This window comes from Thetidibacter halocola, from assembly GCF_018224955.1.
GTDB classification, from domain to species: Bacteria; Pseudomonadota; Alphaproteobacteria; order Rhodobacterales; family Rhodobacteraceae; genus Thetidibacter; species Thetidibacter halocola.
In genome coordinates this window covers 237,452-263,057 of the sequence record NZ_JAGTUU010000003.1, presented here as the reverse complement: position 1 = coordinate 263,057, position 25,606 = coordinate 237,452, and the positions used below count along the sequence as shown (strand labels likewise).

Here is a 25,606-nt window from a genome sequence, read left to right as displayed (position 1 = left end):
CCATCGCCTGCACGGTTGAGCGTGTATATCAGGCGCTGTATCAAGGGTCAAAACTGCAAATATCCCAACGTTGAGGCCGCCATGTCACAGAAATCCGTCTGCATCTACTGCGGCTCGCGCCCGGGGCACGACCCTGCCTATGCCGCGCAGGCCGAGGCGATGGGACAGGCGCTGGCCTCCGAGGGCTGGCGACTGGTCTACGGCGCGGGCGATGTCGGGCTGATGGGGATCGTGGCGCGCGCGGCCCAGGCCGCGGGGGCCGACACGTTCGGCGTGATCCCCACCCACCTGCTGCAATGGGAAGTGGGCAAGCGCGACCTGACGCGCTTCGTCGTCACCGAGACGATGCACGAACGCAAGAAGGTCATGGTGATGAATGCCGACGCGATCGTGGTGATGCCGGGTGGCGCGGGGTCGCTGGACGAGTTCTTCGAGGTGCTCACCTGGCGGCAGTTGGGCTTGCATGGAAAGCCCATCGTGCTGCTCGACGTGAACGGTTACTGGGGGCCGCTGGCGGCGCTGCTGCACCACGTGGTGGATCACGGGTTCGCGGACGGTTCGCTGCTGGATTTCGTGCAGACCGCCGGGACCGCCGACGAGGCCATCACCATCCTGCGCCGCGCCCTGTCCTGACGCAGCGCCGCGCCGGAATAGAGCGCCAGCGCCACCCAGATCAGGCCGAAGGTGACGGCGTGGATCGGCCCGAAGGGCTCGGCAAAGACCACGACCGCGCAGAGGAACTGCAAGGTCGGGTTGAGATACTGCACGATGCCCAGCGTCGCCAGCCGCACCCGCTGCGCCGCGCGCGAAAACAGGATCAGCGGCAGCGCCGTCAGCAGGCCCGACAGCATCAGCAGCACCGAGGTCGAGACGTCCTGCCCGAAACTCGCCTGCCCGTGCAGCGCGAACCACGCCAGCCCCGCCAGCGCAAGCGGACCGACAACAAGGCATTCCGCCGTGACCGAGGCGACGGGCCCGGTGGCGATGCCCTTCTTGACCAGCCCATAAAGACCAAAGCTGACCGCCAGCGCCAGCGACAGCCAGGGCGGCGTACCGCGCCCCACGGCCAGCACCGCCACGCCCGTCGCGGCCAGCGCCACCGCCAGCCATTGCAGCCGCGTCAGCCGCTCTCCCAGCCAGACCGTGCCCAGCAGCACCGACATCAGCGGCAGCATGTAATAGCCCAGCGAGGTCTCCGTCACGCGTCCCGCCTGCACCGACCAGATCAGCAGGAACCAGTTGACCGAGACCATCGCGCCGCAAAAGGCCGTCAGCGCGGCGGCGCGCGGGCTGGCAAAGGCCGGCTTCAGCGCCTTCAGACGCCGCTGCACCACCAACAGCCCGGCGAAGATCACCAGAGACCAGACCGCGCGATGCAGGAACAGCTCGAAGGGCGGGACGTGGTTCAGCAGCTTGTAGAACAGCGGCGACAGGCCCCAGATGGTGCAGGCGGCGATGATCGCGACGATCCCGCTCTTGCCCTCCTCCATACCGTCCTCCGCCCCTGGCCGATCCTTCCGCGCATGACACGGGGCGCGCGGCCTGTCCAGCCTTGCGCCCGAAACGAAAAGCGCCGCGCCCCATCGGGACGCGGCGCCTGTGTCAGCCGTCAGGCGGCGATCACTTCATCCGGCTTGCGACGTTTTCCCAGTTCACCAGGTTGTCGAGGAAGTTCGCCAGGTAGGCCGGACGCTTGTTGCGGAAGTCGATGTAATAGGAGTGCTCCCACACGTCGCAGCCCAGCAGGGCGGTCTGGTCGAAGCACAGCGGGTTCACGCCATTCTCGGTCTTGGTCACCGCGAGGCTGCCGTCAGCCTTCTGCACCAGCCAGCACCAGCCCGAGCCGAACTGGCCCGCGCCGGCGGCGGCGAAGTCTTCCTTGAACTTGGCGACAGAGCCGAACGCCTCGGTCAGCGCCTTTTCCAGCGTGCCCGGCATGGCAGAGCCGCCCGGCCCCATCATTTCCCAGAACTGCATGTGGTTCCAGTGCTGCGAGGCGTTGTTGAAGATGCCGTTCTGCGCCACGGCGCCGGCGTTGTAGGTGCCCTTGACGATCTCTTCGAGGGACTTGCCCTCCCACTCGGTGCCGGCGATCAGCTTGTTGCCGTTGTCGACATAGGCCTTGTGGTGGATGTCGTGGTGATACTCCATCGTCTCCTTGCTCATGCCCTTCGCGGCAAGCGCATCGTGGGCATAGGGAAGATCGGGAAGTTCGAAAGCCATGGTGTCACCCCTCGTTGGTTGTGGCGAATTGTCCCGGCATACCTGTGCCGGGGCGGGCGTCGCGTCAAGCCCTTCACTGGGAACAACCCCCGCGCAGGGCGGATGGTTCCTGTATAAGGCGCCTTCGCGCGGTCAGAAATACCCCACCGCGCTGCCCGGCGTGGCGGCGGTGCGCAGCAGACCCGACATGTAATCCGCGACAGATCGGAAGCAGAAGACCTGCGCCGTCGCCTCGTCGCGCAGCCAGAATCCGGCGGCGACCTGGGCAAAGCGCGTGCGGCGCACCATGCCCGGCTGCATGGCGGCAGGGGACATGTCGACCGGGGCCAGCTTGGCGATGACTTCGCGGATCGTATCGCCCTCCAGCCGGAAGTGCGCGCGCGCATCCGACACGTCCGCGACAAGCGCGTGTATTCCCGCCAGCGCGGAGCGCATCGTCTCGGCGGCGACAGCGGCCTCCTCATGCGGCACCAGCACCGCCAGTTCGTCGGGGGACATCCACAGGATCGCGCGTTCGCCCACATGGCGGGCCTCGCGCCGCGACGGCATGTCGACGCCCGCGACGCCCGTCACAGCGTTCTTGACCGCCTTGGCGGACAGGTCGCCGCGCAGCGTGATCATGCCCTGCCGTGCGATAGGCCGAACCCGGCAGAGCTCCTCGAAACCCTCAGACATCCTGCTTTTCTCCCTTCGGGTCGTAGAAGACCGGGTTGACGATCCGCGCCTTGACCTTTGTCTCGCCATCCTCCTTCAGGAAGACCACAACCTCGCCCATGCGGGCCGGGCCGTTGTGAACCAGCCCCATCGCGATGCCCTTGTCGAGCGTCGGCGAGTAATAGGTCGAGGTCACGCGGCCTTGCGTGTTGCGCTGGCCGTTGGCGTTGCGCCCGTCGGCCACGGCATAGGCACCATCGGGCAGGACAGAGCCATCCAGCGTCTCCAGCCCGACCAGCTGCCAGCGGTCGGCGCTGGTCATGTGGCTGCGTTCCTGCGCGCGCTTGCCGATATAGTCGGCCTTCTTCTTCGAGATCGCCCAGTTCAGGCCAAGGTCCTGAGGGATCACCGTGCCGTCGGTCTCGTCGCCGATCATGATGAACCCCTTCTCGGCCCGCATCACGTGCAGCGCCTCGGTGCCGTAGGGCGTGATGCCGAGATCCGCACCGACATGCAGGCAGAGGTCCCAGAACTCGCGACCCCGGCCGGCAGGCACGGCAACCTCGTAGCTGAGTTCCCCCGAGAAGGAGATGCGGAAGACCCGCGCCGGGATGCTGCCCAGCGTGCCATCCGCCCATTGCATGAAGGGCAGCGCCTCTTTCGAGACATCCATGCCGCCAAGCCGCTCCAGCAGCACGCGGGCCTTGGGGCCGACCACGGCGATCTGGGCATATTGCTCGGTCAGGTTGGCGGTGTAGACCTTCCAGTCCCACCACTCGGTCTGGAGCCATTCCTCCATGTGGGCATGGATGCGGTCCGCGCCGCCGGTGGTGGTGTGGCAAAGGAACGTGTCCTCGTCCAGCCGCGCGACCACGCCGTCATCGGTGAGGAACCCGTTTTCCGTGCACATCAGGCCATAGCGGCATTTGCCCACGGGAAGCGTGCTCATCAGGTTGGTGTAGAGCATGTCGAGGAAGCGGCCAGCGTCCGACCCCTTGACCACGATCTTGCCCAGCGTGGACGCGTCCAGCAGGCCGACACCGTTGCGCGTGGCCCGCACCTCGCGGCGTACCGCCTGGTGCTTGCTCTCGCCCTTGCGGGGGAAGCAGTAGGGCCGGCGCCACTGGCCGACCGGTTCCCACACGGCGCCGTTCTCCTCGTGCCAGGCGTGGACCGGCGTCTTGCGGATCGGCTGGAAGATCTCGTCCCGCGCCTGTCCGGCGATGGCGCCCATGCTGATCGGGGTATAGGGCGGACGGAAGGTGGTGGTGCCGACCTGCGGGATATCCTCGCCCAACGCATCAGAAAGGATCGCCAGGCCGTTGATGTTGCTCAGCTTACCCTGATCGGTTGCCATGCCGAGCGTGGTGTAGCGCTTGGTGTGTTCTACGCTTTCGAAGCCCTCGCGCGCGGCCAGTTGCACGTCCGAGACCTTGACGTCGTTCTGGTAGTCGAGCCAAGCCTTGGCGCGCAGGTCGTCCCCCGCCTTGGCCGGCATCATCCAGACCGGGTGGATCGGGGCTGCGTGTTCGCTGTTGGCGTCGGGGGCCGGGTCACGCTCCAGTCCGACAGAGACTCTTCCCGCGTTTTCAGCGTCTTGCAGGACATCCTTGAGGAACAGATAGCCGTTCGCGCTGCCCGCCACATGGACGAAGGGCGCACCATCGGCGCCCGTGGGCGCCTTGGCCGGATCGGGGCGGAAGAAGGCGTGGTGCGCGTCCCAGGTCAGCTTGCCGCCGCAATGCGACCACAGGTGCACGACCGGCGACCAGCCGCCGGACATGGCGACGCAATCGCAGGCGATCTCGCGCAGGGCCGCGCCCTCGCCCGAATGCGCGGTGACGACGATACCGGTGACGCGGCGTCCGCCCTTGGCCTTGGCCACGGCGCGGCCCATCAGAACCTCGATCCCGGCCGCCTTGGCCTGCGCGACCAGCGGCGGGTCGATCGCGTGGACGCGCGGGTCGATCACTGCCGGAACGGCGAGGCCCGCGGCCTTCAGCGCAATGGCCGTCCGATACCCGTCGTCGTTGTTGGTCACGACCACCGTGCGCTCACCCGGAGCCACACCATAGTTCACCACATAATCGCGCACGGCCGAGGCCAGCATGACGCCCGGCAGATCGTTGCCTGCAAAGGAAATGGGCCGTTCGATCGCGCCGGTTGCGGTGATGATCTGCTTCGTGCGGATGCGCCAGAGGCGGTGGCGCGGGCCGTCGGCCTGCGGCTGGTGATCGTTGAGACGCTCGTAGCCGAGAACATAGCCATGATCGTAGACGCCCGCCCCCATGCAACGGGTGCGCAGCGTGACGTTCTCCATCCCCTCCAGCGTCTTGACGGTGGCGGCGATCCAGTCGCGGGCGGGCTGGCCGTCGACCATGCCGCCATCGACCGCCGCGCGGCCGCCCCAATGGGCGGTCTGTTCGATCAGCAGAACACGCGCGCCCGACTTGGCCGCAGCCTTCGCGGCCTGCAAACCGGCCACGCCGCCGCCCACCACCAGCACGTCCACATAGGCGTAGAAATGCTCGTAGGTGTCGGGATCGCGGGTTTCGGGATCGGGCGCGCGGCCAAGGCCTGCCGACTGGCGGATGAAAGGCTCGTAGATGTGTTTCCAGAACGGGCGCGGGTGGATGAACATCTTGTAATAGAAGCCCGCCGGCAGGAAGCGCGCGAGTTTCGCATTGATCGCGCCGATGTCGAACTCGAGGCTGGGCCAGTGGTTCTGCGAGGTGGCGTAAAGCCCGTCGAAAAGCTCGGTCGTGGTGGCGCGCTGGTTCGGCTCGTGCCGCGCGCCCTTGCCGAGGTTGACCAGCGCGTTGGGCTCCTCCGCCCCCGAGGCGACGATGCCGCGCGGGCGGTGATACTTGAAGCTGCGGCCCACCATGACCTTGTCGTTGGCCAGCAGCGCCGAGGCCAGCGTGTCGCCCTCGAACCCCGACAGCCAGGTGTCGTTGAACTGGAAGCGGACAGGCTTGCTGCGGTCGATCAGGCGGCCGCCGGTGGCGAGACGGGTGCTCATGTGTCGGACCTCTGGTCTTTCTGGCTGTCGCCGGGGGCTCTGCCCCCGGACCCCCGGAGTTTGCTTGGCAAGATGAAGATCAGGCCGGTTCGTTCAGATCGCGCCAGCGCCAGCCGGGGCGTTTTTCGGAAATGCGGTCAAGCAGGTCTTGCGGCGGTTTCGACGTCTGCGCCGTGTAGGTGCCGAAGACCTCCATCGTGACGGTGCAGCGCGCGGCGTGGAACCACTTGCCGCAGCCGTAGCTGTGGCGCCAGCGCTCGAAATGCACCCCCTTGGGGTTCTCGCGCAGGAAGAGGTAGCCTTCGAACGCGTCGTCGTCCGAGCCGGGACCGAAGCGCTTCAGATGCGCCTCGCCGCCGCCGGTGAGTTCGGTTTCCTCGGCATGGACGCCGCAATGGGGGCATTGGAGGGTCAGCATCGTTTCGTCTCCTGCAAAGTGCAGAGGGCAGCGCCCGGCTTTGCCGCCGGGCGGAAGGTCCTAAGGCAGCTCATCAATGTGCCACCCCCGCCGCCACGCTCTCGTCGATGAACTTGCCTTCGCGGAAGCGCCACATGGAGAATTCCTCGGTCAGGGGCGAGTGGCCCTTGGCCATCAGCTCGGCAAAGCCCCAGCCCGAGCCCGGGATCGCCTTGAACCCGCCGGTGCCCCAGCCGCAATTGATGAAGCAACCCTCGAGCGGCGTCTTGGACAGGATGGGAGAGCGGTCGCCCGTCATGTCGACGATCCCGCCCCACCAGCGCAGCATCTTGAGGCGCGAGAGCATCGGGAAGGTCTCGATCAGGGCGCGGACGGTTTCCTCGACATGGTGGAAGCTGCCGCGCTGGGAGTAGTTGTTGAACTGGTCCGCGCCGCCGCCGATCACCATCTCGCCCTTGTCGGACTGGCTCATGTAGCCGTGCACGGTGTTGGCCATGACGACGCAGTCCATCACCGGCTTGATCGGTTCCGAGACCAGCGCCTGCAAAGCCACGCATTCGATCGGCAGGCGGAAGCCCGCCATGTTCGCCACAACGCCGGAATGACCCGCGACGACGATGCCCAGCTTGTCGCAGGCGATGTCGCCCTTCGTCGTCTGCACGCCGGTGACGCGGCCGGCCTCTTGCCGGACGCCGGTGACCTCGCATTTCTGGATGATGTCCATGCCCATGGCCGAGCACGCCCGCGCATAGCCCCAGGCCACGGCGTCGTGCCGCGCGGTGCCGCCGCGGTCCTGCCAGAGCGCGCCCAGCACCGGGTAGCGCGGGCCGTCGAGGCGGATGATCGGGACGATCTTCTTGACCTCGGCGGGGGTGATGAAACGCGTCTTGACCCCTTGCAGGGCATTGGCATGCACGGTGCGCAGGTAGCCGCGCACCTCGTGCTCGGTCTGGGCCAGCATCATCACACCGCGCGGGCTGAACATGACGTTGTAGTTCAGGTCCTGGCTGAGGGTCTCATACAGCGACCGCGCCTTCTCGTAGATCGCCGCCGACGGATCCTGGAGATAGTTCGACCGGATGATCGTCGTGTTCCGACCCGTGTTGCCACCACCCAGCCAGCCCTTCTCGATGATCGCCACGTTGGTGATCCCGAACCGCTTGCCGAGATAATAGGCGGTGGCCAGGCCATGCCCGCCCGCGCCGACGATCACAACGTCGTAGCGCTTTTTCGGCTGGGCTTTGCGCCAGGCCCGTTCCCAGCCCTTGTGGCCGGTCAGCGCCTCTCGGGCGACCGCGAAGGCGGAATAGCGTTTCATGGGCGTCGAATCCCCCCGTGCTGCTCTGGCCGATACATGGACCGGCGCATCGATGGCGCGCGACACGCAACCGTCACAATTCGGCATCTTTGCGACATCGCCGGCAAGGGGGCGATCTGCCGCGCGCGGGGGGTCTTTTATCCTGGGCGTGCGCGGCCTAGATGGAACCAAAGGCAGGAGGAACGATGACGCTTTTCTGGATCATGGCCGGCGGGATGGCACTGGCGGTTTCGGCACTGCTGGCACTGGCGCTGCTGCGCGGCCGGCGCGAGACCGGGCCGGCCGAGGCCTTCGACCTTCAGGTCTACCGCGACCAGCTCAAGGAGATCGAGCGCGACCTCGCCCGCGGCACCCTGCCCGAGGACGAGGCAGAGCGCCTGCGCACCGAGGTGTCGCGCCGCCTGCTCAGCGCGGATGCGCGCGTGCAGGGCAGTGCCGCCTCCGCCGGTCAGCCGAAAACGGCGACGCTCGCGCTGGCCGGGGCTGTCGTCGCGGTGGTGCTGGCCGGAGGTATCGGTCTCTACATGCAGATCGGCGCGCCGGGCTATCCCGACCTGCCGCTGGCCGGCCGGATCGCTGCCGCCGCCGACCTGCGCGAGAACCGTCCCAGCCAGGCCGAGGCCGAAGCGCAGATGCCCGAGACGGCCAATCCCGAGATCCCCGAGGAATATGCCCAGCTCGTCACCCGACTGCGCGGTGCCGTGGCCGAGCGGCCGACCGATCTGCGCGGCCAGGAACTGCTGGCGCGCTCCGAGGGCGCGATGGGCAATTACCGGGCCGCCTATGCCGCGCTCGAACAGGTGATCGCGCTCAAGGGCGATGCGGCGACATCGAAGGATTTCGCCGATCTTGCCGACATGATGATCCTTGCCGCCGGCGGCTATGTCTCGCCCGAGGCGCAAGAGGCGCTTGAGGTCGCGCTGGAACGCGATCCGAACAACGGCGTCGCGCGCTATTACGGCGGGCTGATGATGGCCCAGACCGGGCGGCCCGACATCGCCTTCCAGATGTGGGACCGCCTGCTGCGAGAAAGCCCGGCCGACGCGCCCTGGCTGGACCCGATCTACGAGCAGATGGCGGAAATGGCCTTCCGGGCCGGCGTTTCGGACTATCAATTGCCCGATCGCGGCGGCCCGCGCGGCCCCACCGAGGCCGACATGGCCAACGCCGCGACCATGACACCCGAGGAACGGATGGACATGATCCGCGGTATGGTCGGCCAGCTGTCCGACCGGCTGGCGACCGAGGGCGGCCCGCCCGAGGACTGGTCGCGCCTGATCTCGTCGCTCATGGTGCTGGGCGAGGCCGATCAGGCCCGCGCCATCTGGGCCGACGCGCAACAGGTCTTCGCCGAGGCGCCCGACGCGCTGGCCGTGATCCGCTCGACCGTCGAACGTGCGGGCATCCTGGACTGAGCCAACTTCGGGCTGAACCGATCCCCGGGGGTCGCGGAACGCGGCCGGGGCAGAGCCCCCTCCCCGCCAACCACAGGGCCCCGCCGCCATGATCACCGACGAGATCGAGACCTTCGCTGCAGCCCTGCCGCCGATGCACGCCATAGCCGGGCTGGATTTCGGCGAAAAGACCATCGGCGTCGCGGTCTCGGACACGCTGTGCTCGGTCGCGACCCCGCTGGAAACGATCCGGCGGCGCAAGTTCGGCCTCGATGCCGAGCGCCTGCGCGCCATCATCGCAGATCGCCGCATCGGCGGGCTGGTACTGGGCCTGCCGCGCAACATGGACGGCTCCGAGGGGCCGCGCTGCCAGTCGACGCGCGCCTTCGCGCGCAATTTCGCCCGCGAGTGGGACGGGCCGATCACCTTCTGGGACGAAAGATTGTCGACCGTGGCCGCAGAAAGAGCCTTGCTCGAGGCGGATACGTCACGCAAACGTCGCGCCGAGGTCATCGACCATGTCGCCGCCTCGTATATCCTGCAAGGGGCGCTGGACCGGCTGCGCCACCTGCGCGGCGGGAATTGAATCGGAACAGGCATGAGCACCGACGACATCTGGAAGCGGAACGAGATCGAAAGCCCCTGCGTCAAGGTCTGCGTCGTGCATCCCGCGACGCGGCTCTGCACCGGTTGCCTGCGCACCATCGACGAGATCGGCGCCTGGTCGCGCATGACTCCCGAGGCGCGCCGCGCGGTGATGGCAGAGCTTCCCGCCCGCGAGCCCCTGCTGCAACAGCGCCGCGGCGGCCGCGCGGCACGGCTGGCCCGTGGCACGGGCGGCCTGCCCGAAACCCGCTGAACCGTCCTCAGACCAGCGGCGCCGGATCGATCCAGACCGCGTGACCGCCCCGCGCCAGCGGACGGAAATAGGCGATCATGCGGCCCTCGGGCGGGGCCTTGGCGCCGTCCTGCCATGGTGCGATCCCGTGCAGCAGGTGGCGATGCAGCAGCAGCGCCTCACCCGGTTCGGCATGCAAGGCGACACGCGGGCAGGTCTTGAAACACAGACGCCGCGCCGCCTGGTAGACCTCTGTCACGTCGATGTTGTCCAGCGCGCCCTGCCCCGCATCGCAGGCCCCGGCCAGCGCGTTGCGGATCAGGCTGTGGCTGCCTTCCCACACCGTCAGCGGCGCGGCGCCCGGATCGGCCACGTTCAGCGGCAGGCCCAGCACAAAGCCGTGCGGCTCGGTGACGAAACGACGGCGCGCCTCGCCCTCGGCGATAATTCCGTCCACATGCGCGGCGCAGCGGTCGCGGCGATAGGCGAAACCGGCGGCGCTCTCGCCGCGACGTGGGCGCGGATAGCCGGGATAGACGACCGACAGTTGCGCAGGGTGCAGCGGCGGCAAGGGCGGCAGCAGGCGTAACAGGCTGTCCGGCAAGGCCACGCCCCCGATCCCGCCATCGGGCCCGGTGGGCAGCGCATCGACGCCGACGAACCACGTCCCCTCGCATTCCAGCCAGCGGTCGCGCAGGACCGGGTCGGCCACGACCTTCAGCGCCGCGTCGTGCGCCGCGCTGGTCCAGTCCGACAGGCCGGCAAGGCCCGACAGGCGGATCCAGCCGCGCGTCTCGAGGTCGCTCAGCCCCACAGCACCCGCCGCAGCATGTTGGCCGCGACGATCAGGATGAACACGGCGAAGATGCGCCGCAGCCGTCGCGCCGGCAGAGCATGGGCCAGCCGCGCGCCCAGCGGCGCGGTGATCAGCGTCATCGTGATGGCGATGCCGAGCGCGGGCAGGTTCACCGCCCCGACCGTCAGCGGCGGCGCGGCGGGAATGGCGACCAGCAGGAAGGCCAGCGCCGAGGGCAGCGCGATCAGCACGCCAAACCCCGCCGCCGTCGCCACCGCCCGGTGCATCGGCACGCCGTAAAGCGCCATCAGCGGGACACCGAAACTGCCTCCGCCGATGCCCATAAGCACCGACAGGAAACCCACCGCCGCCGCCCAGGCGGGCTTCAGCACACCGCCGGGCATCGCCTCGCCCAGGCGCCAGCTTTCCCGCCCGAACATCAGGTAGAAGCCGACCACGGTCGCCACGATGCCGAAGATCACCTGCAAGGCCTCGGATCGCAGCTGCGCCGCGACACCGACGCCAACCAGCGCCCCCGCCACGATCCCCGGCGCCCAGCCGCGCAGGATCGACCAATCCACCGCGCCACGCTTGTTATGCGCCGCGACAGAGCGGATCGAGGTCACGACGATGGCCGAAAGCGAGGTCGCAAGGCAAACCTGCATCAGTTGCGGGCCATCGTAGCCAAGGGTAACGAAAACAAAGAAGAAGGCCGGCACATGCACGATGCCGCCGCCCACGCCCAGCATCCCCGCCAGCAGTCCGGCAAAGGCGCCCGAGACCATCAGCAGCCCCAGCAGCGGGGCCAGCGTCGCCATGTCCATCATGCGGCCTGCGCCATCATCACCTGGCCCAGTGCCTCTTCGACTAGGTCCGGCCCCGCGCCCTCGCGCGCCGCGCCCTCGGACAGGATGCGCCGCCACAGTCGCGCGCCCGGCTGTCCGGCGAACAGGCCCAGCATGTGCCGCGTCACCTGGTGCAGCCGCCCGCCCGAGGTGAGATGCCCCTCGATATAGGGCAGCATGGCCTGCACCACGTCGGCGCGGGTCGCGTTCGGGCTGGTTGCGCCCCAGACCGCCTCGTCCGCGCCGCCCAGGATGTCCCAGGGCTGGTGATAGGCCGCGCGACCCACCATCGCGCCGTCGAACCCGGCATCCAGCCAGTGCAAGACATCCGCCTGCGTGGCGATGCCCCCGTTGAGCGAGACATGCAGGTTTGGAAACAGCATCTTCATCCGCTGCGCCAAGTCGTAGTCGAGCGGCGGGATCTCGCGGTTTTCCTTGGGGCTGAGGCCCTGGAGCCAGGCCTTGCGGGCATGGATCGCCACCCGCTCGCAGCCCGCCGCGACGATGCGAGCCAGGAATTCGGGCAGCACCTGCTCGGCATCCTGGTCGTCGACGCCGATGCGGCATTTCACCGTCACCGGAACCTCAACCGCCTCACGCATGGCCGCGACGCAGCGCGCGACCAGCGCCGCATCCTTCATCAGCACCGCGCCGAAGGTGCCCGACTGCACCCGGTCCGAGGGGCAGCCGCAATTGAGGTTGATCTCGTCATAGCCCGCCTCGGCCCCAAGCCGCGCCGCCTGCGCCAGTTCCACCGGGTCCGAGCCGCCCAGTTGCAGCGCGACGGGATGCTCCTCGGGGCTATGGTCGAGCAGGTGCAGCGCCCCGCCGCGCACCAGCGCGGGCGCGGTGACCATCTCTGTATAGAGCAGCGCCTTGCGGCTGATCTGTCGGTGGAAGAACCGGCAATGCCGGTCGGTCCAGTCCATCATAGGGGCCGTGGACAATCTAGCGTGTTGATTTATTTGCATTTTTTGTGTATCTTCAAACTGTTGGCGGCGGATGCTGCTACCCTGGAATACGTCCCGATATCCCCGAATTTGCCCCTCTACGACGACTCATTGCACACACAGCGCACACGAAAATGGCCTCCATCACCAAGCTCCCCTCCGGCGCCTACCGGGTTCAGATCAGACGAAAGGGCCGCTACGCGAGCGAGACGTTCCTCCGCCGCGACGACGCCCATCGCTGGGCCCGCCAGGCGGAGACCCGGGTCGATCAGGGACTGGCGCCGAACAAGTCGTCCGTCTCCCGCCTCCAGACCTTTGGCGACCTCATCGACCTTCATATAGCCGATATGTGCGAGGTAGGGAAACCGCCGCGTCGCAGCAAGGCCGCCACACTCACCACGTTGAAGCGCGATCTTGGGAAGGAACGGATCGGTCACCTCGATCGGCAGAAGCTGATCGACTACGGCAAGATGCGTGCGGACCAAGGCGCGGGACCAGTGACTCTCGGGATCGACATCGGGGTGATCAAGATGATCATCACCCACGCTGCCGCCGTGCACGGGCTCGATATTTCTCCCGAACCCTTTGATCTGGCGCGTGTCGCGCTCAAGCGTCTCGGGCTGATCGGCAAAGGCACGGAGCGGGATCGTCGCCCCACCACCGATGAGTTGAACCGCCTCTTCCGTTGCTTCGATGACAACGAACGCCTGACCCTGCCGATGACACGGATCGTGAAGTTCGCGGTGGCCACGGCCATGCGGCTCGACGAGATCTGCCGCGTCGAATGGACTGATCTCGACGTCGACCGCCGAATGCTCATGATCCGCGATAGGAAGGACCCGCGCAACAAGACCGGGAACGACCAGCGGATCCCACTATTCGCCGCCACGGGGTTCGATGCCTGGGCGTTGGTCACTGAACAGGCCAAGGAACTCGGGCACGCAAGAGGCCGGATCTTTCCCTATAACTCGAGATCGGTCGGAACGGCCTTCCGGCGCGCCTGCGTCGAGGTCAGCGTGAAGGACCTGCATTTCCACGATCTGCGCCATGAAGGCACAAGCCGCCTGTTCGAGGCCGGCTTCGCCATCGAGCAAGTCTCGCTGGTCACCGGCCACAAGGATTGGAAAATGCTGCGCCGGTACACGCATATCCGCCCGGAAACGCTGCACTGGCTCGCCGCGTCGCGCGCCCCTTCCCCGCTCGAGACCCGCGCAGCCGAGTGATCGGAGAGTTAGAGGGGTGCCGTCCCGGCCCGTGACGGGTTTGGAGGTCGAGAGAGAGGCTCCCGGCCGCCCGTCGCGGAGGTTTCCCAATGAAGACCGAAATCATCGATGCCGGGCGTGACATGAGCGGCGGCTACAGGGTGGATGTGTCGCGCGGCACAAACGTGGACCGCGTGTCGTCCGAGTGGTTCTCGCGGCCGGATGACGAGCGGTTCCTGTCGCTCGACGACCTTTTCGCCTCGGTCAAGGGCCGGGCGGAGCGGAGCCGGACGCGCACCGTGGAAAGCGCGGCGATCCGGGTCGAGGCGCATCGCGACAACCCGGAGAGGCTGGGGCTGGTCCTGCCGGGGGCGGATGAGCCGATCGCGCCGACGCATTGGTCCTTCGGTCAGCTCTCAAGCCTCGTCGGCGCGCCCGCGGCCTATCTTCGGCAGCTTCCCGCGCCGCTGGCGGGCATCAACCTGCAATACGGGCTGACCAACCACCGGGCAGAGCAAATCAAGACTATGGAAGTCACGGATGGCCGGACGGAATTGCGTGCGGTGACCGGCCCCGATTACGGCCGCATCTACGACCACGAACTGGTCTCCGCCATCCAGCGCATCGCGGGAAACGGCACCGGCGACACGCGCTGGAAGGTCCCCGGCGTGCTCGACTGGTCGACCGGCATCTACAACCCGCGCGCGGACGTGACGAAGGAGACAACGACGCTCTACGCCTCGGACCGCGACGTGTTCCTGTTCCTCGTCGATGACCTGAACCCCATCGAGGCGGGGCTGCTGCCCGACGGCTCACCCGACCTCTATTTCCGGGGGTTCTACTGCTGGAATTCCGAGGTGGGCGCTAAGACGCTCGGCATCGCCAGCTTCTACCTGCGCGCGGTCTGCCAGAACCGCAACCTCTGGGGCGTCGAGGACTTCCAGGAGATCACGATCCGGCACTCGAAATACGCCGCCTCTCGCTTCGCGCATGAGGCCGCGCCGGCGCTCAGCCGCTTCGCCGAGTCCTCTCCCGCGCCGTTTATCGACGGCATCCGCGCGGCGCGCGAGAAGATCGTCGCGCGGTCGGACGAGGACCGGCAGGACTTCCTCCGCAAGCGCGGGTTCTCGAAGGCGGAGACCGGGCGGATCGTCGAGACGGTGCTCGCCGAGGAGGGCCGCCCGCCCGAGAGCGTCTTTGATTTCGTGCAGGGGATCACCGCGGTGGCCCGGTCGAAGCCGCAGCAGGATGCGCGGCTGGTGATGGAGGGCAAGGCGAAGGTGTTGTTGGAGAAGGTATGATTGCGTTGAATATGTACGCTGTTCAAACCTTTATCGAGATAATCTCAAGCGCTGAATGAACATGTCGAGGGGCGCTATAGCCCCTCGACCGTGAACTCGGGCGCACCTTGCCAGACCAGCTTCCAGCTCGCGCCGGGACGGACATTCTGGATGATCCCGGGATCGAAGGCGACAAAGCACCGTCCGCCCGGGTGGCGCAATGAGGGGTAGATCAGCCCGCGATGCCCCTCTGATCTCAGATCCGCCGCGAGGTGCTGCCCGGCCAGATAACCGCGTTCCGGATCCGGATCGAGCGCCTGATGCGCCTCCCCGTGCAGATCCGGGAAGTCCCCAATGAAATCCGCCAGCAGTTCCACGTAACGGGCCTCGTCCTCGTAGCGACCGATGAAGCCCAGTTCGCGGGTCCGGTGAAACCCGACCTCTTGCGCGCTCGTCAGCATCTCCCAGGCGCAATACCAGGCACCGCGGTCACCAGTATTGAAGCGGTTGCCCGACGGTCTCGTGTACGTGAAGGCCGCGTTGATATGGCTCTGTCCATAGAGGGTGAGGTCATGCGACCGCCGCGCGAAAGCGAGTTCGCGGCGGTCGAGCGCGGGGCTGCCCTGCGCCTCGGCGATCAGGCGGGCACTGGACTCGCCCTCGATCTCGGCGAGAATCGCGGCCTCCTCGTCGCTGTCGACCAGTCCCCGCAGCACGGGCGGCTTGTGATGGGTCTCGGAGATCAGCCGGACAAGTGCGCGGTCATTGACCGACGTGATCCTCAAACCCCGCCCCGCAGCGCATCGACATAGCCCCGCACGCGCAGGATCTTGGGCAATCCCCCTTCGATCATCGCGTCAACGGGCCGCGCGCCGTCGAACTCCGGACCCTGGTTAGGCAGCTTCACCCAGTCCCGCGAAATCGGCTCGTTGAAGTAGAGTTCGAGCGACTTATAGAGGCCGATCAGCGCACTCAGTCGCAGCATCTGGTCCCGCGTCAGATCCCCCGCAAAACCGGGCTTCTTCGCCCGCTTCCAGGTCGAGTCCGACATATCCGCCAGTGCCGCCGCCTCACGCAAGGTGAGCGACCAGGCGTCCGCGATCCGGGCGAAGGCCTTGAGAGCGACACCCTGCCGATCCGGCGCAGGACGTTCCAGAACAACGTTTTCCATGTGTTGGCGCTCCTTCCTAGCTTGACTGATGATATAAGGCCATATGGATTGATTTGCAAGTTCATATGATCCTCTCAGTGCCTCCAGAGTAAGAGGGGTGCCGGGTTTTCCGTGACGGGTTTGGAGGTCGGGAGAGAGGCTCCCGGCTGGCCTGTCGCGGAGATATCCCGATGACCAAGCAAGCGAAGATCACCCTCAGCGCCTCGCGCGACATTCCCTTCAACAAGCTGATGCTCAGCCAGTCGAACGTGCGCCACGTCAAGGCGGGCGTGTCGATCGAGGAACTGGCGGAGGACATCGCGCGGCGAACGCTGCTCAGCTCCATTACCGTTCGGCCCGTGCTGGATGAGAGCGGTGCCGAGACCGGCATGTACACGATCCCCGCCGGCGGGCGGCGGTTCCGGGCGCTGGAACTGCTCGTCAAGCAGAAGCGCATGAACAAGACCGCGCTGGTGCCCTGCATCGTGCGCACCGATGGGCTCGCCGAGGAGGACAGCCTGGCCGAGAACGTCCAGCGCGCGCCGCTGCATCCGCTCGACCAGTTCCGCGCCTTCCACGCGATGCGCGAGAAGGGCCGCACAGAGGAGGAAATCGCCGCGGCCTTCTTCCTCTCGGCCAGCGTGGTCAAGCAGCGGCTGAAGCTCGCCGCCGTCGCACCGTCGCTGCTCGACGCCTATGCCGAGGAGGAAATGACGCTCGACCAGCTCATGGCCTTCACGGTCAATCCTGATCATGCGCGGCAGGAGCAGGTCTGGGAGGCGCTGCAGGAACTCGGTGCCGATGTAGCGGGCGCGGCTTACGTCACCGCGACGATTACCGTCTGGGACGAGAATGCCCGTACCGCCGAAGCGAAGCTCAAGGCAGCAGAGAAGATCGTGCAAGGGCGCGATTTCACCTGCATCCTCGAATCCCTGAACGCGCTCGAGGCCTGGCTCGGCTCCTTGCCCGGACATCTCTACGCCAATGTTCGCCAGCCACCAATCTCGACGCTGAACCTCGCCCATATGATCCCGATCTCGGCAGTCTGGGCGGGGCCGGATCGGAACGACCACCTCGACGGACCGCCGCTCTTCCATGCCGAAACCGACGGCAAGACCCCGTTTCGCTTCTCCACACATGTGGGCGATGTCGGCCATACTCTGATCGTTGGACCGACCGGAGCGGGCAAATCGGTGCTGCTCGCCCTCATGGCGCTGCAGTTCCGTCGCTAGGCCGGTGCCCAGGTCGTCGCCTTCGACTTCGGCGGTTCGATCCGCTGCGCCACTCTGGCCATGGGCGGGGATTGGGAAAATCTCGGCGACGCACTGGCCGACGAGGAACCAGCGGTGCAGCTGCAGCCGCTCACCGGGATCCATGAGGCGTCCGAGCGCGCCTGGGCGCAGGACTGGCTCGCGGGGATCCTCGGGCGCGAGGGGGCGATGATCGACCCAAGCGCACGGGACCATCTCTGGTCAGCATTGACCTCGTTGGCCTCGGCCCCGCCCGAGGAACGCACGCTGACCGGCCTCTCGGTCCTGCTGCAATCGACCGAGTTAAAGCGCGCGTTGAAACCGTTCTGCCTCGGAGGGCCCTTCGGGCGGCTTCTTGATGCAGAGACCGAGGAACTGGGCAGCGCCGATGTGCTCGCCTTCGAGACCGAAGGTCTGGTCGGTTCGGCGGCCGCACCCGCCGTCCTCGCCTATCTCTTCCACCGGATCGAAGCCCGGCTCGACGGGCGGCCAACCATGATCCTGATCGATGAAGGCTGGCTGGCGCTGGACGATGCCAATTTCGGCGGACAGCTCCGCGAATGGCTGAAGACCCTGAGGAAGAAGAACGCATCGGTGATCTTCGCCACCCAATCGCTGGCCGACATCGACGGGTCCCTCATTGCGCCTGCAATCGTCGAGAGCTGCCCCACAAGGATATTCCTGCCCAACGAGCGCGCCTTTGAGCCGCAGATCGCGCGCATCTACCAGAACTTCGGGCTGAACGACCGACAGATCGACATCGTCGCCCGCGCAACACCGAAACACGACTACTACTGCCAGTCGCGCCGCGGCAACCGGCTGTTCTCGCTGGGTCTCGGCGAGGTGGCGCTAGCCTTCACCGCCGCGTCCGCCAAGACCGAACAGACCGCCATTACCGAGTTGCTTGCCAGCCATGGCCGGGACGGCTTCGCCGCCGCCTGGCTGCGCCATCGCAGTCTCGACTGGGCCGTCGAGTTGCTCCGACCCGGGACTGAGTCACCCACTCCAAACCCCCAACCCAGCGACCAGAAGGAGACAGAGAATGACCCGCAACCCTGACCACCCTGCGCGGTGGGCGGCGCCAGCTTTGGCATGCATGAAAGCCAGTCGCGCCTGATCGAGAACCATGTCGGTCGCTCGGCCCCCTTCTGGGCGCGCCATTTCGGACGGCTGCGCGATACCTTCCCCGACCAGTTGGGCGATGTGGGCGTCGACGAGTGGCTGGCCGCGATAAACGGTGTGCGGCCCGGTTTTATCCGGATCGAGGCCGACGAGCCGACCGACGATCTGCACATCATGCTGCGCGTCCGGATCGAGATGGCGCTGCTGGACGGATCGCTTGCCGTGGCCGACATCCCCGCCATGTGGGCAGATGGCATCCGGCAGGACCTGGGACTGGACCTGCCCGACGACGCGCGGGGATGCCTCCAGGACGTGCATTGGTCGCAGAACTATTTCGGGGCCTTCCCGACCTACACCATCGGCAACCTGACCGCCGCGCGGCTATTCGCGCGGCTTCGCGAGGACAAGGCGGTTGCCTCCGGCCTCGCCCGGGCCGATTACGCGCCCCTTCGCGCCGCCCTTGAACGCGCGCTCTGGACGCATGTGCGGTCGCGCAGCCGCGCCGAGATGCTGGACGCGACCGCAGCGGGCATGGACGACGTCGACGCCGACCTCTCCCATCTGCGCGAACGCTTCGCCGCCTGACACGGCCGCGGCGCGCTCAGCCCCAGGGGCCGCTGCCGGTCGGTCGCTGACGGGCGGGCCGGCGCGACGGGGACGCACCGCGCGGCTGCGCCATGGCCCGCAGGGCCGCGACCCGGTTCTGCGTGCTGGGATGGGTGGCGAACAGGTTGTCATAGCCATGCGCGTGCAACGGGTTGATGATGAACATGTGCGCCGTTCCGGGGTTGCGCTCGGCCACGTGATTGTCGATCCGCGCGGCCAGCCCGCCGATCCGTTCCAGCGCCGAGGCGAGCCACAGCGGGTTGCCGCAGATCTCGGCGCCGATCCGGTCGGCCTCGTATTCGCGGCCCCGGCTGATCGCCATCTGCACCAGCATCGCCGCCAGCGGCGCCACGATCATCATCGCGATCACCCCGAGGAAGCCCATCGGCCCGTCCCGCCGCCCGCCAAAGAACATCGCAAAATTCGCCAGCATCGAGATCGCCCCGGCAAAGGTCGCGGTCACGGTCATGATCAGCGTGTCATGGTTGCGGATATGCGCCAGTTCGTGCGCGATGACGGCGGCCACCTCCTCGCGGCCGAGGCTGCGCAACAGCCCGGTCGTCACCGCGACCGCCGCCCGGTCGGGGCTGCGCCCGGTGGCAAAGGCGTTGGGCTGGTCGGTGTCGATGATGTAGAGCGCGGGCACCGGTATGGCGGCATTGCGCGCCAGCTCGATCAGCAGTTGCTGCGGCTCGCGCGCGTCAGGGCCGGTCGCGGGCCGGGCACCGTGCATCGACAGCACCATCCTGTCGGAATTCCACCACGTCACCAGGTTCATCCCCGCCGCGACCAGCAGCGCCAGCACGGCGCCCGACGCCCCGCCCAGGATCCAGCCGACGCCCATGAACAGCGCCGTCATCACCGCCATCAGCATCGCCGTCCGCATGTATCCGGCCATGTGCACATCCTCCTGCGACCTGTCCGCAGATATGGGCGGCCTCGCCCCCGCACGCAAGCGTGGGCCCGGCGGCCACGTCAGACCTCGGCCGGCACGCTGCCCGGCAGGACGCGGGAATAGACCGAACGCAGGTGCAGCAGCATCGACCGTGCCGCCAGGTCTTCGTCCCCGGCGAGGATCGCCGACACGATGGCGTCATGCTCGGCAAAGCTGGAATAGTCGGCAGCCGGCCCGCGGGTCGAGCGCGGCTGCCCCCAGACGATGGCGCGGCGCACGGCGTTCAGCGTCTCGAAGAAATACAGGTAAAGCTGGTTGTGCGTCGCCCGCGCGATGGCGTGGTGCAGGTTGTTGTCCCAGGCCTCGTAGGTGCGCCAGTCTTCGGCGCTGCGGCAGCGTTCGGCGCAAAGCTTCATCTGGTCGCGGTCGGAACGGTTGGCCTGGCGCGCCGCCAGCCGGCTCAGTTCCGGCTCGATGCCAAAGCGCACCGACACGACCTGGGCCGGCTTGATCTGGTCACGCAGATAGCTAACATCCTTGAGGTTCAGCACCGGGCGAGAACCGACGAAGGTGCCCCTCCCCACGTGCCGCCAGATCCGCCCCTGTGCCTCGAGCTCGGCCAGCGCGCCGCGCAACTGGTTGCGCGTGGTGCCCAGCAATTCGCACAATTCGCGTTCCGGCGGGACGCGGTCGTTGTGCCGGTATCCGGCCTTGTCGATCAGATCTCGCAGGCGTTGCGCGAGAGCGCCGGATGTCGTCATCGTTCCACCCAATTCGGTGATTGGTTGATTGATCGAAACGCTAACTCGGCAAAAATGGGATGTGAAGGGGAGTTCGCGGCGACTCGGCCCATGTCAGGGTCGGCCCCGCCGCGGAAGTGAAAAAAGAGGGAGGATCGCCGGGTGCGACTGGCAACCATTTCCGTGGGCGGTGCGCCTGTTTGCGCCGCAGTCCTGAACGACGGCAGCATGCTGGATATCGCCCGCGCGGCAGGCGCCGTGGCCGGTGCCGCGGGCGACGCGCTGCGGGCCGGCTCGATGCAGACGCTGATTTCGGGCGGCCCCGCCGCGCTGGACGCGCTTCGCGCGCTGGTGGCAGAGGCAGAGGGCGGCGCCCATGCCGATGCCCGCCATCCCGCTGGCGCGACGCTGCTGGCGCCGATCCCGGCACCGCGCAAAAACGTCTTCTGCGTCGGGCGTAACTATGCCGAACACATCGCCGAAGGCGACCGGGCGCAGAAGCAGAAGGTCGGCGTGACCGAACACCCGGTCTACTTCACCAAGCCCCCGACCGCCGTCGTGGGCCCGGACGCCGAGGTGCCGATCTTTCCGGCCGTGTCCGAGGCCATCGACTACGAGGTTGAACTGGCCGTCGTGATCGGCAAGCCGGGGCGCAACATCGCCAAGGCGGATGCCTGGGATCACGTTTTCGGCTATACTATCCTCAATGACGTCACCGCACGCGACATCCAGCGCCGCCATGGAGGGCAGTATTTCAAGGGCAAGGGGCTGGACGGCTCATGCCCGATCGGCCCCTGGATCGTCACCGCCGACGAGATCGCCGACGCGCACGCGCTGTCCATCGGCCTGACCGTGAACGGCGAGCAGCGCCAGGACGGCAACACGGCGGACATGATCTTTGACATTCCGACGCTGATCGCGTCTCTGTCCGAGGGTCTGACGCTGGAACCCGGCGACCTGATCGCCACGGGAACGCCCTCGGGCGTGGGCTATGCGATGGACCCGCCGCGCTTCCTCAAGGATGGCGACGTGGTGGTCTGCGAGATTTCCGGAATCGGCACGCTCAGCAACACGATGCGCGCTGTCTGAAGACCCGGCGCCGCACGGGAGGTGCGGTCACCGGGCGAACCAAACAAGGGAGGAGACACGACAATGATTACCAGAAGAACCTTCACCGCCTCGCTTCTGTCGGCCATTCCGGCGACGGGGCTCTTGGGCACGGCGGCCCTGGCCCAGGGGATGCGCGACATCACCTTCGTCCAGCCCAGTCCGTCCGCCATCAACTCGTTCCCGGTCTTCGTCGCCATCGGCGAGGGTTATTTCGCCGAGGAAGGGCTGAACGTCACCGTCGAGGCGATCAACGGCTCGGGCGCGGTGCTTCAGGCGCTGTCGGCAGGCCAAGCGCATTTCGGCCGTCCCGGCCCCGGCCCGGTCATCGCCGCGCGCTCGCGCGGGGTGGACGCGGTGTTCATCTACAACGTCGCCGCGCGCAGCAACTTCGGCGTGGTCGTCCGCCAGGATTCCGACATCCAGGGCCCCGAGGGCCTGCGCGGCAAGGTGATCGGCACCGGCACCGCGGATGGCGCCGAGGTGGGCTTTGCCCGCAACGTGATGTCCGGCTCGGGCATGACCGACGGCACCGACTATACCTTCCTGACGGTGGGCGACGGCGGCCCGGCGACGGCGGCCTTCCTGTCGGGCGAGATCGACGCCTATTCCGCCTCGACCGCGGACGCGGCGATCCTGAACCAGCGCGGCATGGCGGTGCGTGACATCACCCCCGCCGAGTTCGGCCGCTTCTTCGGCAACGGCATCGCCACGATGGGCGACACGATCCGCAACGACCGTGAGTTGGTCGAGAAGTTCGGTCGCGCCTTCATGCGCGGCCACGCGTTTGCCCTCGACGACGCGAACCGCGACACGGTGCTGGCGCACCTGGCAACCGGCAACCCGCAGGAAGGCGAGGACAAGGAGTTCCAGTCGGCACTGTTCGACGCCGTGCGCTCCAAGACCGTACCCGCCGACATGAGCAACGGCCTGGGCTACATGCCGCCCGAGGTCTGGGAAGAGTGGCAGGCAAGCATGGTCGCCGGCGGCGAGATCCCCGGACCGCTGGACGACCTGAGCGCGGCCTTTACCAACGAATTCATCGCCGACTGGAACAAGGCCATCGGCGGATGAACACGGCCCTTGCAAACGAGTATTCCGGCGCGCCTCATGGCGCGCCGGTCTACGAGCTGACCAATGTCAGCAAGACCTATGCCCGCAACAAGGTGGTGGCCTTGACCGAGGTGACGCTGACCCTTTGCAAGGGCAGCTTCACCTCGGTCATCGGCTCCAGCGGATGCGGGAAATCCACCCTGCTCAAGATCATGGCCGGGCTGATCCCGCCCACCAAAGGGCGCGTGGTGCTGCAAGGCCGGCCAGTGACCGGCCCGCGCCGCGACATCGGCATGATGTTCCAGCAGGCCACCCTGTTCCCGTGGAAGACGGCGGTGGAAAACATCGTGTTGCCCATCGAGATCCGCGACGGCGCGGCCGCCGCGAAAAAGGCGCTCGACAAGGCGCATGAGCTGATGGAGATCGTCGGCCTCAAGGGCTTCGAGAACGTCTATCCGAACGAGCTTTCGGGCGGCATGGCGCAGCGGACCTCGATCTGCCGGATGCTGATCACCGAACCCGCCGTGCTGTTGCTGGACGAGCCGTTCAGCGCGCTGGACGAGCTGTCGCGCGACATGATGAACATGGAATTGCAGCGGATCTGCCGCGAGCAGAACGCCACGGCCTTCCTCGTGACGCACTCGATCCAGGAGGCGGTGATCCTGTCCGACGACATCATCGTGATGAAACCCCGCCCCGGCCGCATCGCAGAGGTCGTGCCGGTGGACCTGCCCCGGCCCCGCACGCTCGACATGATGACCACGCCCAAGTTCGGCGCCATCGTCGACCATATCCGCGGCCTTCTGGACAAGGGAGAAGACATGTGAGCGACGTTCAGGCAAATTCCTCCGCCGACGCGGGCCAGGACACGGTCTGGGTCCAGGAAATATCGCTGATCGATTCCATCCCGCGTTGGATCGCGATGACATTCGTCTTCGTGGTCTTCGTCGGCACCTGGCAACTGACGACCAGCCTCGGGCTGGTGTCGCCGATCATCCTGCCGACGCCGATGGAAACGCTCAAGGACATGATCTTTGTCGGGCAGAACCTGCTGACCGGCGGCTACATGCTGCTGGCGCTGTGGATCACCATGAAGGAGGTGATCTACGGCTTTGCCCTGGCCATCGCCATCGGCTTTTCGCTGGGCGTCCTGGTGGGCGAGACCGCGTTTGGCGAGAAGGCCGTGATGCCCTATCTCGTGGCCATCGACACCATGCCCAAGGTGGCCTTTGCGCCGCTTTTCGTGGCTTGGCTGGGCTTCGGCATCGAATCCAAGGTGGCTCTGGCGGCCTTCATCGCGACCTTCCCGATCGTCGTGGGCACCGCCGCCGGCCTGCATGCGGCGGATGAAAACGCCCGCATGCTGTTCAAGACCATGGGCGCGACGCGGATGCAGACCCTCATCAAGATGAAGCTGCCCACAGGCCTGCCGCAGATCTTCACCGGGCTCAAGATCGGTGCCGTCGGCGTCATGGCGGGCGCCATCACGGGCGAATTCCTGGGTGGCGGCAGGGGCTTTGGCGAGTTGATCCGGGTCGCCGCCTCGCAGCTGAACACGCCGCGCGTCTTCTCGCTCATCCTCTACCTCAGCCTCGTGGGCCTCGCGCTCTACGTGCTGGTGCAGTGGACACAGCGCAAGGTCGTGTTCTGGCACAAGGAACGGGTTGGCGCGCACGATGCCTGAGGCAGGCACCATCGCCGCGCATACCCTGCGCGATTTCGTGGCCCGCGCGCTGCAATCGCGCGGGGTTCCCGAGGCGGATGCGGAGCGCGTGGCGGCGCTGATGGTCGAGGCGGACATCTACGGCTACGGCACGCATGGCGTCTTTCGCCTGCGGCAATACCTGGCAAGACTGGCGGGCGGCGGGTGCAACCCTGCCCCCGTCATCAGAGTGGTTAGGCAGACCGAAGCGACTGCGCTGATCGACGGCGACAACGGGCTGGGCCACCTGGCCATGGCCGCCGCCCGCGACCTGGCGATGGAAAAGGCCCGCGCGGCGGGCATCGGCTGGGTCGGCGTTCGGCGCGGCAACCACGCGGGGCCACTGGCGCTCTATGTCCGGCCGCAGGCCGAGGCGGGGCTGCTGGGCATGGCGGGCGCGGTCGGCAGCGCCAATCACGTGCCGCCCTATGGCGGCACGGATGAGCTTCTGGGCACCAACCCGATCGCCTTCTCGGCGCCGGTCGCGGGGGCCGACCCCTTTGTCTTCGACATGGCGACGACCGTGGCCGCGATGGGCAAGATCAAGACGCTGGCCCAACAGGGCAAGCTGATGCCCGAGGGCTGGATGGTGGGCCGCGACGGCAAGCCGCTGACCGATCCGAACCGCCGCGACGAGGGCTTTCTTCTGCCCATCGGCGGGCCCAAGGGCTATGGCCTGTCGGTCGCCATCGGGATGCTCGCGGGCGTGCTGAACGGCGCGGCTTTTGGCGCGAACGTGGTGGATTTCACCGCTGACACGACATCGGAAACCAACACGGGGCAATTCGTCATGGCGCTGAACCCGGCTGCCTTCGGGCTGGGCGACGGCTTTGCCACCGAGGCGGCGCGGGTCTTTGCCGAGTTCCGGGCCTCGACGCCCCTGCCCGGCCATGACCCGGTGCGCCTGCCCGGCGACGGCAAGACCGCCGAGGCGGAGGCCCGGCGCGAGAGTGGCCTGACGCTCAACCCCGCGCTGCGGCGCGATCTGAACGCGCTGGCCGCCGAATGCGGGCTCGACGCACCCTTTGCGGACGCCTAACG

Annotated in this window: 25 protein-coding genes and 1 pseudogene; 13 read left to right on the top strand and 13 right to left on the bottom strand. The window is 67.2% G+C overall.

The features are described from left to right. Positions 1–81 precede the first annotated feature (81 nt). Positions 82–633: an LOG family protein gene (locus KB874_RS08315; RefSeq protein WP_212536104.1), complete on the top strand. Its 552-nt coding sequence runs from the start codon at positions 82–84 to the stop codon at positions 631–633. Here KB874_RS08315 and rarD read toward each other — a convergent pair. The 6 genes from rarD to KB874_RS08285 all read right to left on the bottom strand — a co-directional run bounded on the left by rarD (position 540) and on the right by KB874_RS08285 (position 7,635). Next, on the bottom strand, positions 540–1,490 hold the full coding sequence (rarD, locus tag KB874_RS08310; protein WP_212536103.1) for an EamA family transporter RarD: 951 nt from the start codon (positions 1,488–1,490) through the stop codon (positions 540–542). The two genes, KB874_RS08315 and rarD, sit on opposite strands and share 94 nt — an antisense overlap. Positions 1,491–1,620: 130 nt before the next feature. Next, complete coding sequence (locus tag KB874_RS08305; RefSeq protein WP_212536102.1) at positions 1,621–2,223, bottom strand: superoxide dismutase; 603 nt, start codon at positions 2,221–2,223, stop codon at positions 1,621–1,623. Between the two features lie 132 nt (positions 2,224–2,355). Beyond that, positions 2,356–2,898, bottom strand: coding sequence for a sarcosine oxidase subunit gamma (locus KB874_RS08300; protein ID WP_212536101.1), 543 nt, complete (start codon positions 2,896–2,898; stop codon positions 2,356–2,358). Further along, positions 2,891–5,899 (bottom strand): sarcosine oxidase subunit alpha family protein, encoded by a 3,009-nt coding sequence (locus KB874_RS08295; protein WP_212536100.1) that lies wholly within the window; start codon positions 5,897–5,899, stop codon positions 2,891–2,893. Before KB874_RS08295 ends, KB874_RS08300 begins: the two co-directional genes overlap by 8 nt. Positions 5,900–5,978: 79 nt before the next feature. Further along, entirely contained in the window at positions 5,979–6,317 is a 339-nt protein-coding gene (locus KB874_RS08290; RefSeq protein WP_212536099.1) for a sarcosine oxidase subunit delta, read from the bottom strand. Between the two features lie 73 nt (positions 6,318–6,390). Beyond that, positions 6,391–7,635, bottom strand: coding sequence for a sarcosine oxidase subunit beta family protein (locus KB874_RS08285; RefSeq protein ID WP_212536098.1), 1,245 nt, complete (start codon positions 7,633–7,635; stop codon positions 6,391–6,393). Between the two features lie 185 nt (positions 7,636–7,820). On the opposite strand from KB874_RS08285, the gene ccmI reads away from it, so the two are divergent. The 3 genes from ccmI (at position 7,821) to KB874_RS08270 (ending at position 9,888) form a co-directional block, all read left to right on the top strand. After that, positions 7,821–9,050: a c-type cytochrome biogenesis protein CcmI gene (gene ccmI, locus KB874_RS08280; protein WP_212536097.1), complete on the top strand. Its 1,230-nt coding sequence runs from the start codon at positions 7,821–7,823 to the stop codon at positions 9,048–9,050. Between the two features lie 88 nt (positions 9,051–9,138). Next, positions 9,139–9,615, top strand: coding sequence for a Holliday junction resolvase RuvX (ruvX, locus tag KB874_RS08275; RefSeq protein WP_212536096.1), 477 nt, complete (start codon positions 9,139–9,141; stop codon positions 9,613–9,615). A gap of 12 nt (positions 9,616–9,627) precedes the next feature. After that, positions 9,628–9,888 carry a DUF1289 domain-containing protein gene (locus tag KB874_RS08270; RefSeq protein ID WP_212536095.1) on the top strand — a complete coding sequence of 87 codons (261 nt, stop codon included), beginning with the start codon at positions 9,628–9,630 and terminating at the stop codon, positions 9,886–9,888. 7 nt (positions 9,889–9,895) lie between these two features. Here KB874_RS08270 and KB874_RS08265 read toward each other — a convergent pair whose 3' ends face one another. The 3 genes from KB874_RS08265 to dusA are packed head-to-tail and all read right to left on the bottom strand — an operon-like array spanning position 9,896 to position 12,479. After that, entirely contained in the window at positions 9,896–10,681 is a 786-nt protein-coding gene (locus KB874_RS08265; protein WP_346346521.1) for a hypothetical protein, read from the bottom strand. Beyond that, complete coding sequence (locus KB874_RS08260; protein WP_212536094.1) at positions 10,672–11,490, bottom strand: sulfite exporter TauE/SafE family protein; 819 nt, start codon at positions 11,488–11,490, stop codon at positions 10,672–10,674. The genes KB874_RS08265 and KB874_RS08260 overlap by 10 nt, the downstream gene beginning before the upstream one ends. After that, complete coding sequence (gene dusA / locus KB874_RS08255) at positions 11,487–12,479, bottom strand: tRNA dihydrouridine(20/20a) synthase DusA (protein WP_212536093.1); 993 nt, start codon at positions 12,477–12,479, stop codon at positions 11,487–11,489. Before dusA ends, KB874_RS08260 begins: the two co-directional genes overlap by 4 nt. Positions 12,480–12,592: 113 nt before the next feature. Here dusA and KB874_RS08250 point away from each other — a divergent pair, with 113 nt between their 5' ends. Together KB874_RS08250 and KB874_RS08245 are read left to right on the top strand one after the other, a co-directional pair. Beyond that, positions 12,593–13,681 carry a site-specific integrase gene (locus tag KB874_RS08250; RefSeq protein WP_212536092.1) on the top strand — a complete coding sequence of 363 codons (1,089 nt, stop codon included), beginning with the start codon at positions 12,593–12,595 and terminating at the stop codon, positions 13,679–13,681. 89 nt (positions 13,682–13,770) lie between these two features. After that, positions 13,771–14,961, top strand: coding sequence for a DUF932 domain-containing protein (locus tag KB874_RS08245; RefSeq protein WP_212536091.1), 1,191 nt, complete (start codon positions 13,771–13,773; stop codon positions 14,959–14,961). A 74-nt stretch (positions 14,962–15,035) separates the two neighbouring features. Here the strand turns inward: KB874_RS08245 and KB874_RS08240 are convergent, their stop codons facing one another. Together KB874_RS08240 and KB874_RS08235 are read right to left on the bottom strand one after the other, a co-directional pair. Then, a complete protein-coding gene (locus KB874_RS08240; protein WP_212536090.1) occupies positions 15,036–15,725 on the bottom strand; it encodes an RES family NAD+ phosphorylase in 690 nt (229 codons plus the stop codon). Beyond that, positions 15,722–16,111, bottom strand: a complete 390-nt coding sequence (locus tag KB874_RS08235; RefSeq protein ID WP_212536089.1) for an antitoxin Xre-like helix-turn-helix domain-containing protein — start codon at positions 16,109–16,111, stop codon at positions 15,722–15,724. Before KB874_RS08235 ends, KB874_RS08240 begins: the two co-directional genes overlap by 4 nt. A 170-nt stretch (positions 16,112–16,281) precedes the next feature. Between KB874_RS08235 and KB874_RS23275 the strand changes: the two are divergent. Both KB874_RS23275 and KB874_RS08220 read left to right on the top strand, forming a co-directional pair. After that, positions 16,282–18,399 (top strand): annotated as a pseudogene (locus KB874_RS23275) (TraG/VirB4 family ATPase). A 12-nt stretch (positions 18,400–18,411) separates the two neighbouring features. After that, the gene (locus tag KB874_RS08220; protein ID WP_346346520.1) at positions 18,412–19,047 is read left to right on the top strand and encodes a gluzincin family metallopeptidase; all 636 of its coding nucleotides are present in this window, start codon (positions 18,412–18,414) and stop codon (positions 19,045–19,047) included. A gap of 16 nt (positions 19,048–19,063) precedes the next feature. Here KB874_RS08220 and htpX read toward each other — a convergent pair whose 3' ends face one another. Together htpX and KB874_RS08210 are read right to left on the bottom strand one after the other, a co-directional pair. Then, entirely contained in the window at positions 19,064–19,966 is a 903-nt protein-coding gene (gene htpX / locus KB874_RS08215; RefSeq protein WP_212536087.1) for a zinc metalloprotease HtpX, read from the bottom strand. Positions 19,967–20,043: 77 nt separating this feature from the next. Beyond that, entirely contained in the window at positions 20,044–20,724 is a 681-nt protein-coding gene (locus tag KB874_RS08210; RefSeq protein ID WP_212536086.1) for a FadR/GntR family transcriptional regulator, read from the bottom strand. A gap of 141 nt (positions 20,725–20,865) precedes the next feature. On the opposite strand from KB874_RS08210, the gene KB874_RS08205 reads away from it, so the two are divergent. From KB874_RS08205 to KB874_RS08185, 5 genes are all read left to right on the top strand, one after another. Further along, a complete protein-coding gene (locus KB874_RS08205) occupies positions 20,866–21,792 on the top strand; it encodes a fumarylacetoacetate hydrolase family protein (protein WP_212536085.1) in 927 nt (308 codons plus the stop codon). A gap of 63 nt (positions 21,793–21,855) precedes the next feature. Beyond that, a complete protein-coding gene (locus KB874_RS08200) occupies positions 21,856–22,884 on the top strand; it encodes an ABC transporter substrate-binding protein (protein ID WP_212536084.1) in 1,029 nt (342 codons plus the stop codon). Then, positions 22,881–23,690: an ABC transporter ATP-binding protein gene (locus KB874_RS08195; protein WP_212536083.1), complete on the top strand. Its 810-nt coding sequence runs from the start codon at positions 22,881–22,883 to the stop codon at positions 23,688–23,690. The genes KB874_RS08200 and KB874_RS08195 overlap by 4 nt, the downstream gene beginning before the upstream one ends. Then, the gene (locus KB874_RS08190; protein WP_212536082.1) at positions 23,687–24,547 is read left to right on the top strand and encodes an ABC transporter permease; all 861 of its coding nucleotides are present in this window, start codon (positions 23,687–23,689) and stop codon (positions 24,545–24,547) included. The genes KB874_RS08195 and KB874_RS08190 overlap by 4 nt, the downstream gene beginning before the upstream one ends. Next, complete coding sequence (locus KB874_RS08185) at positions 24,540–25,604, top strand: Ldh family oxidoreductase (RefSeq protein ID WP_212536081.1); 1,065 nt, start codon at positions 24,540–24,542, stop codon at positions 25,602–25,604. Before KB874_RS08190 ends, KB874_RS08185 begins: the two co-directional genes overlap by 8 nt. Positions 25,605–25,606: the final 2 nt, after the last annotated feature.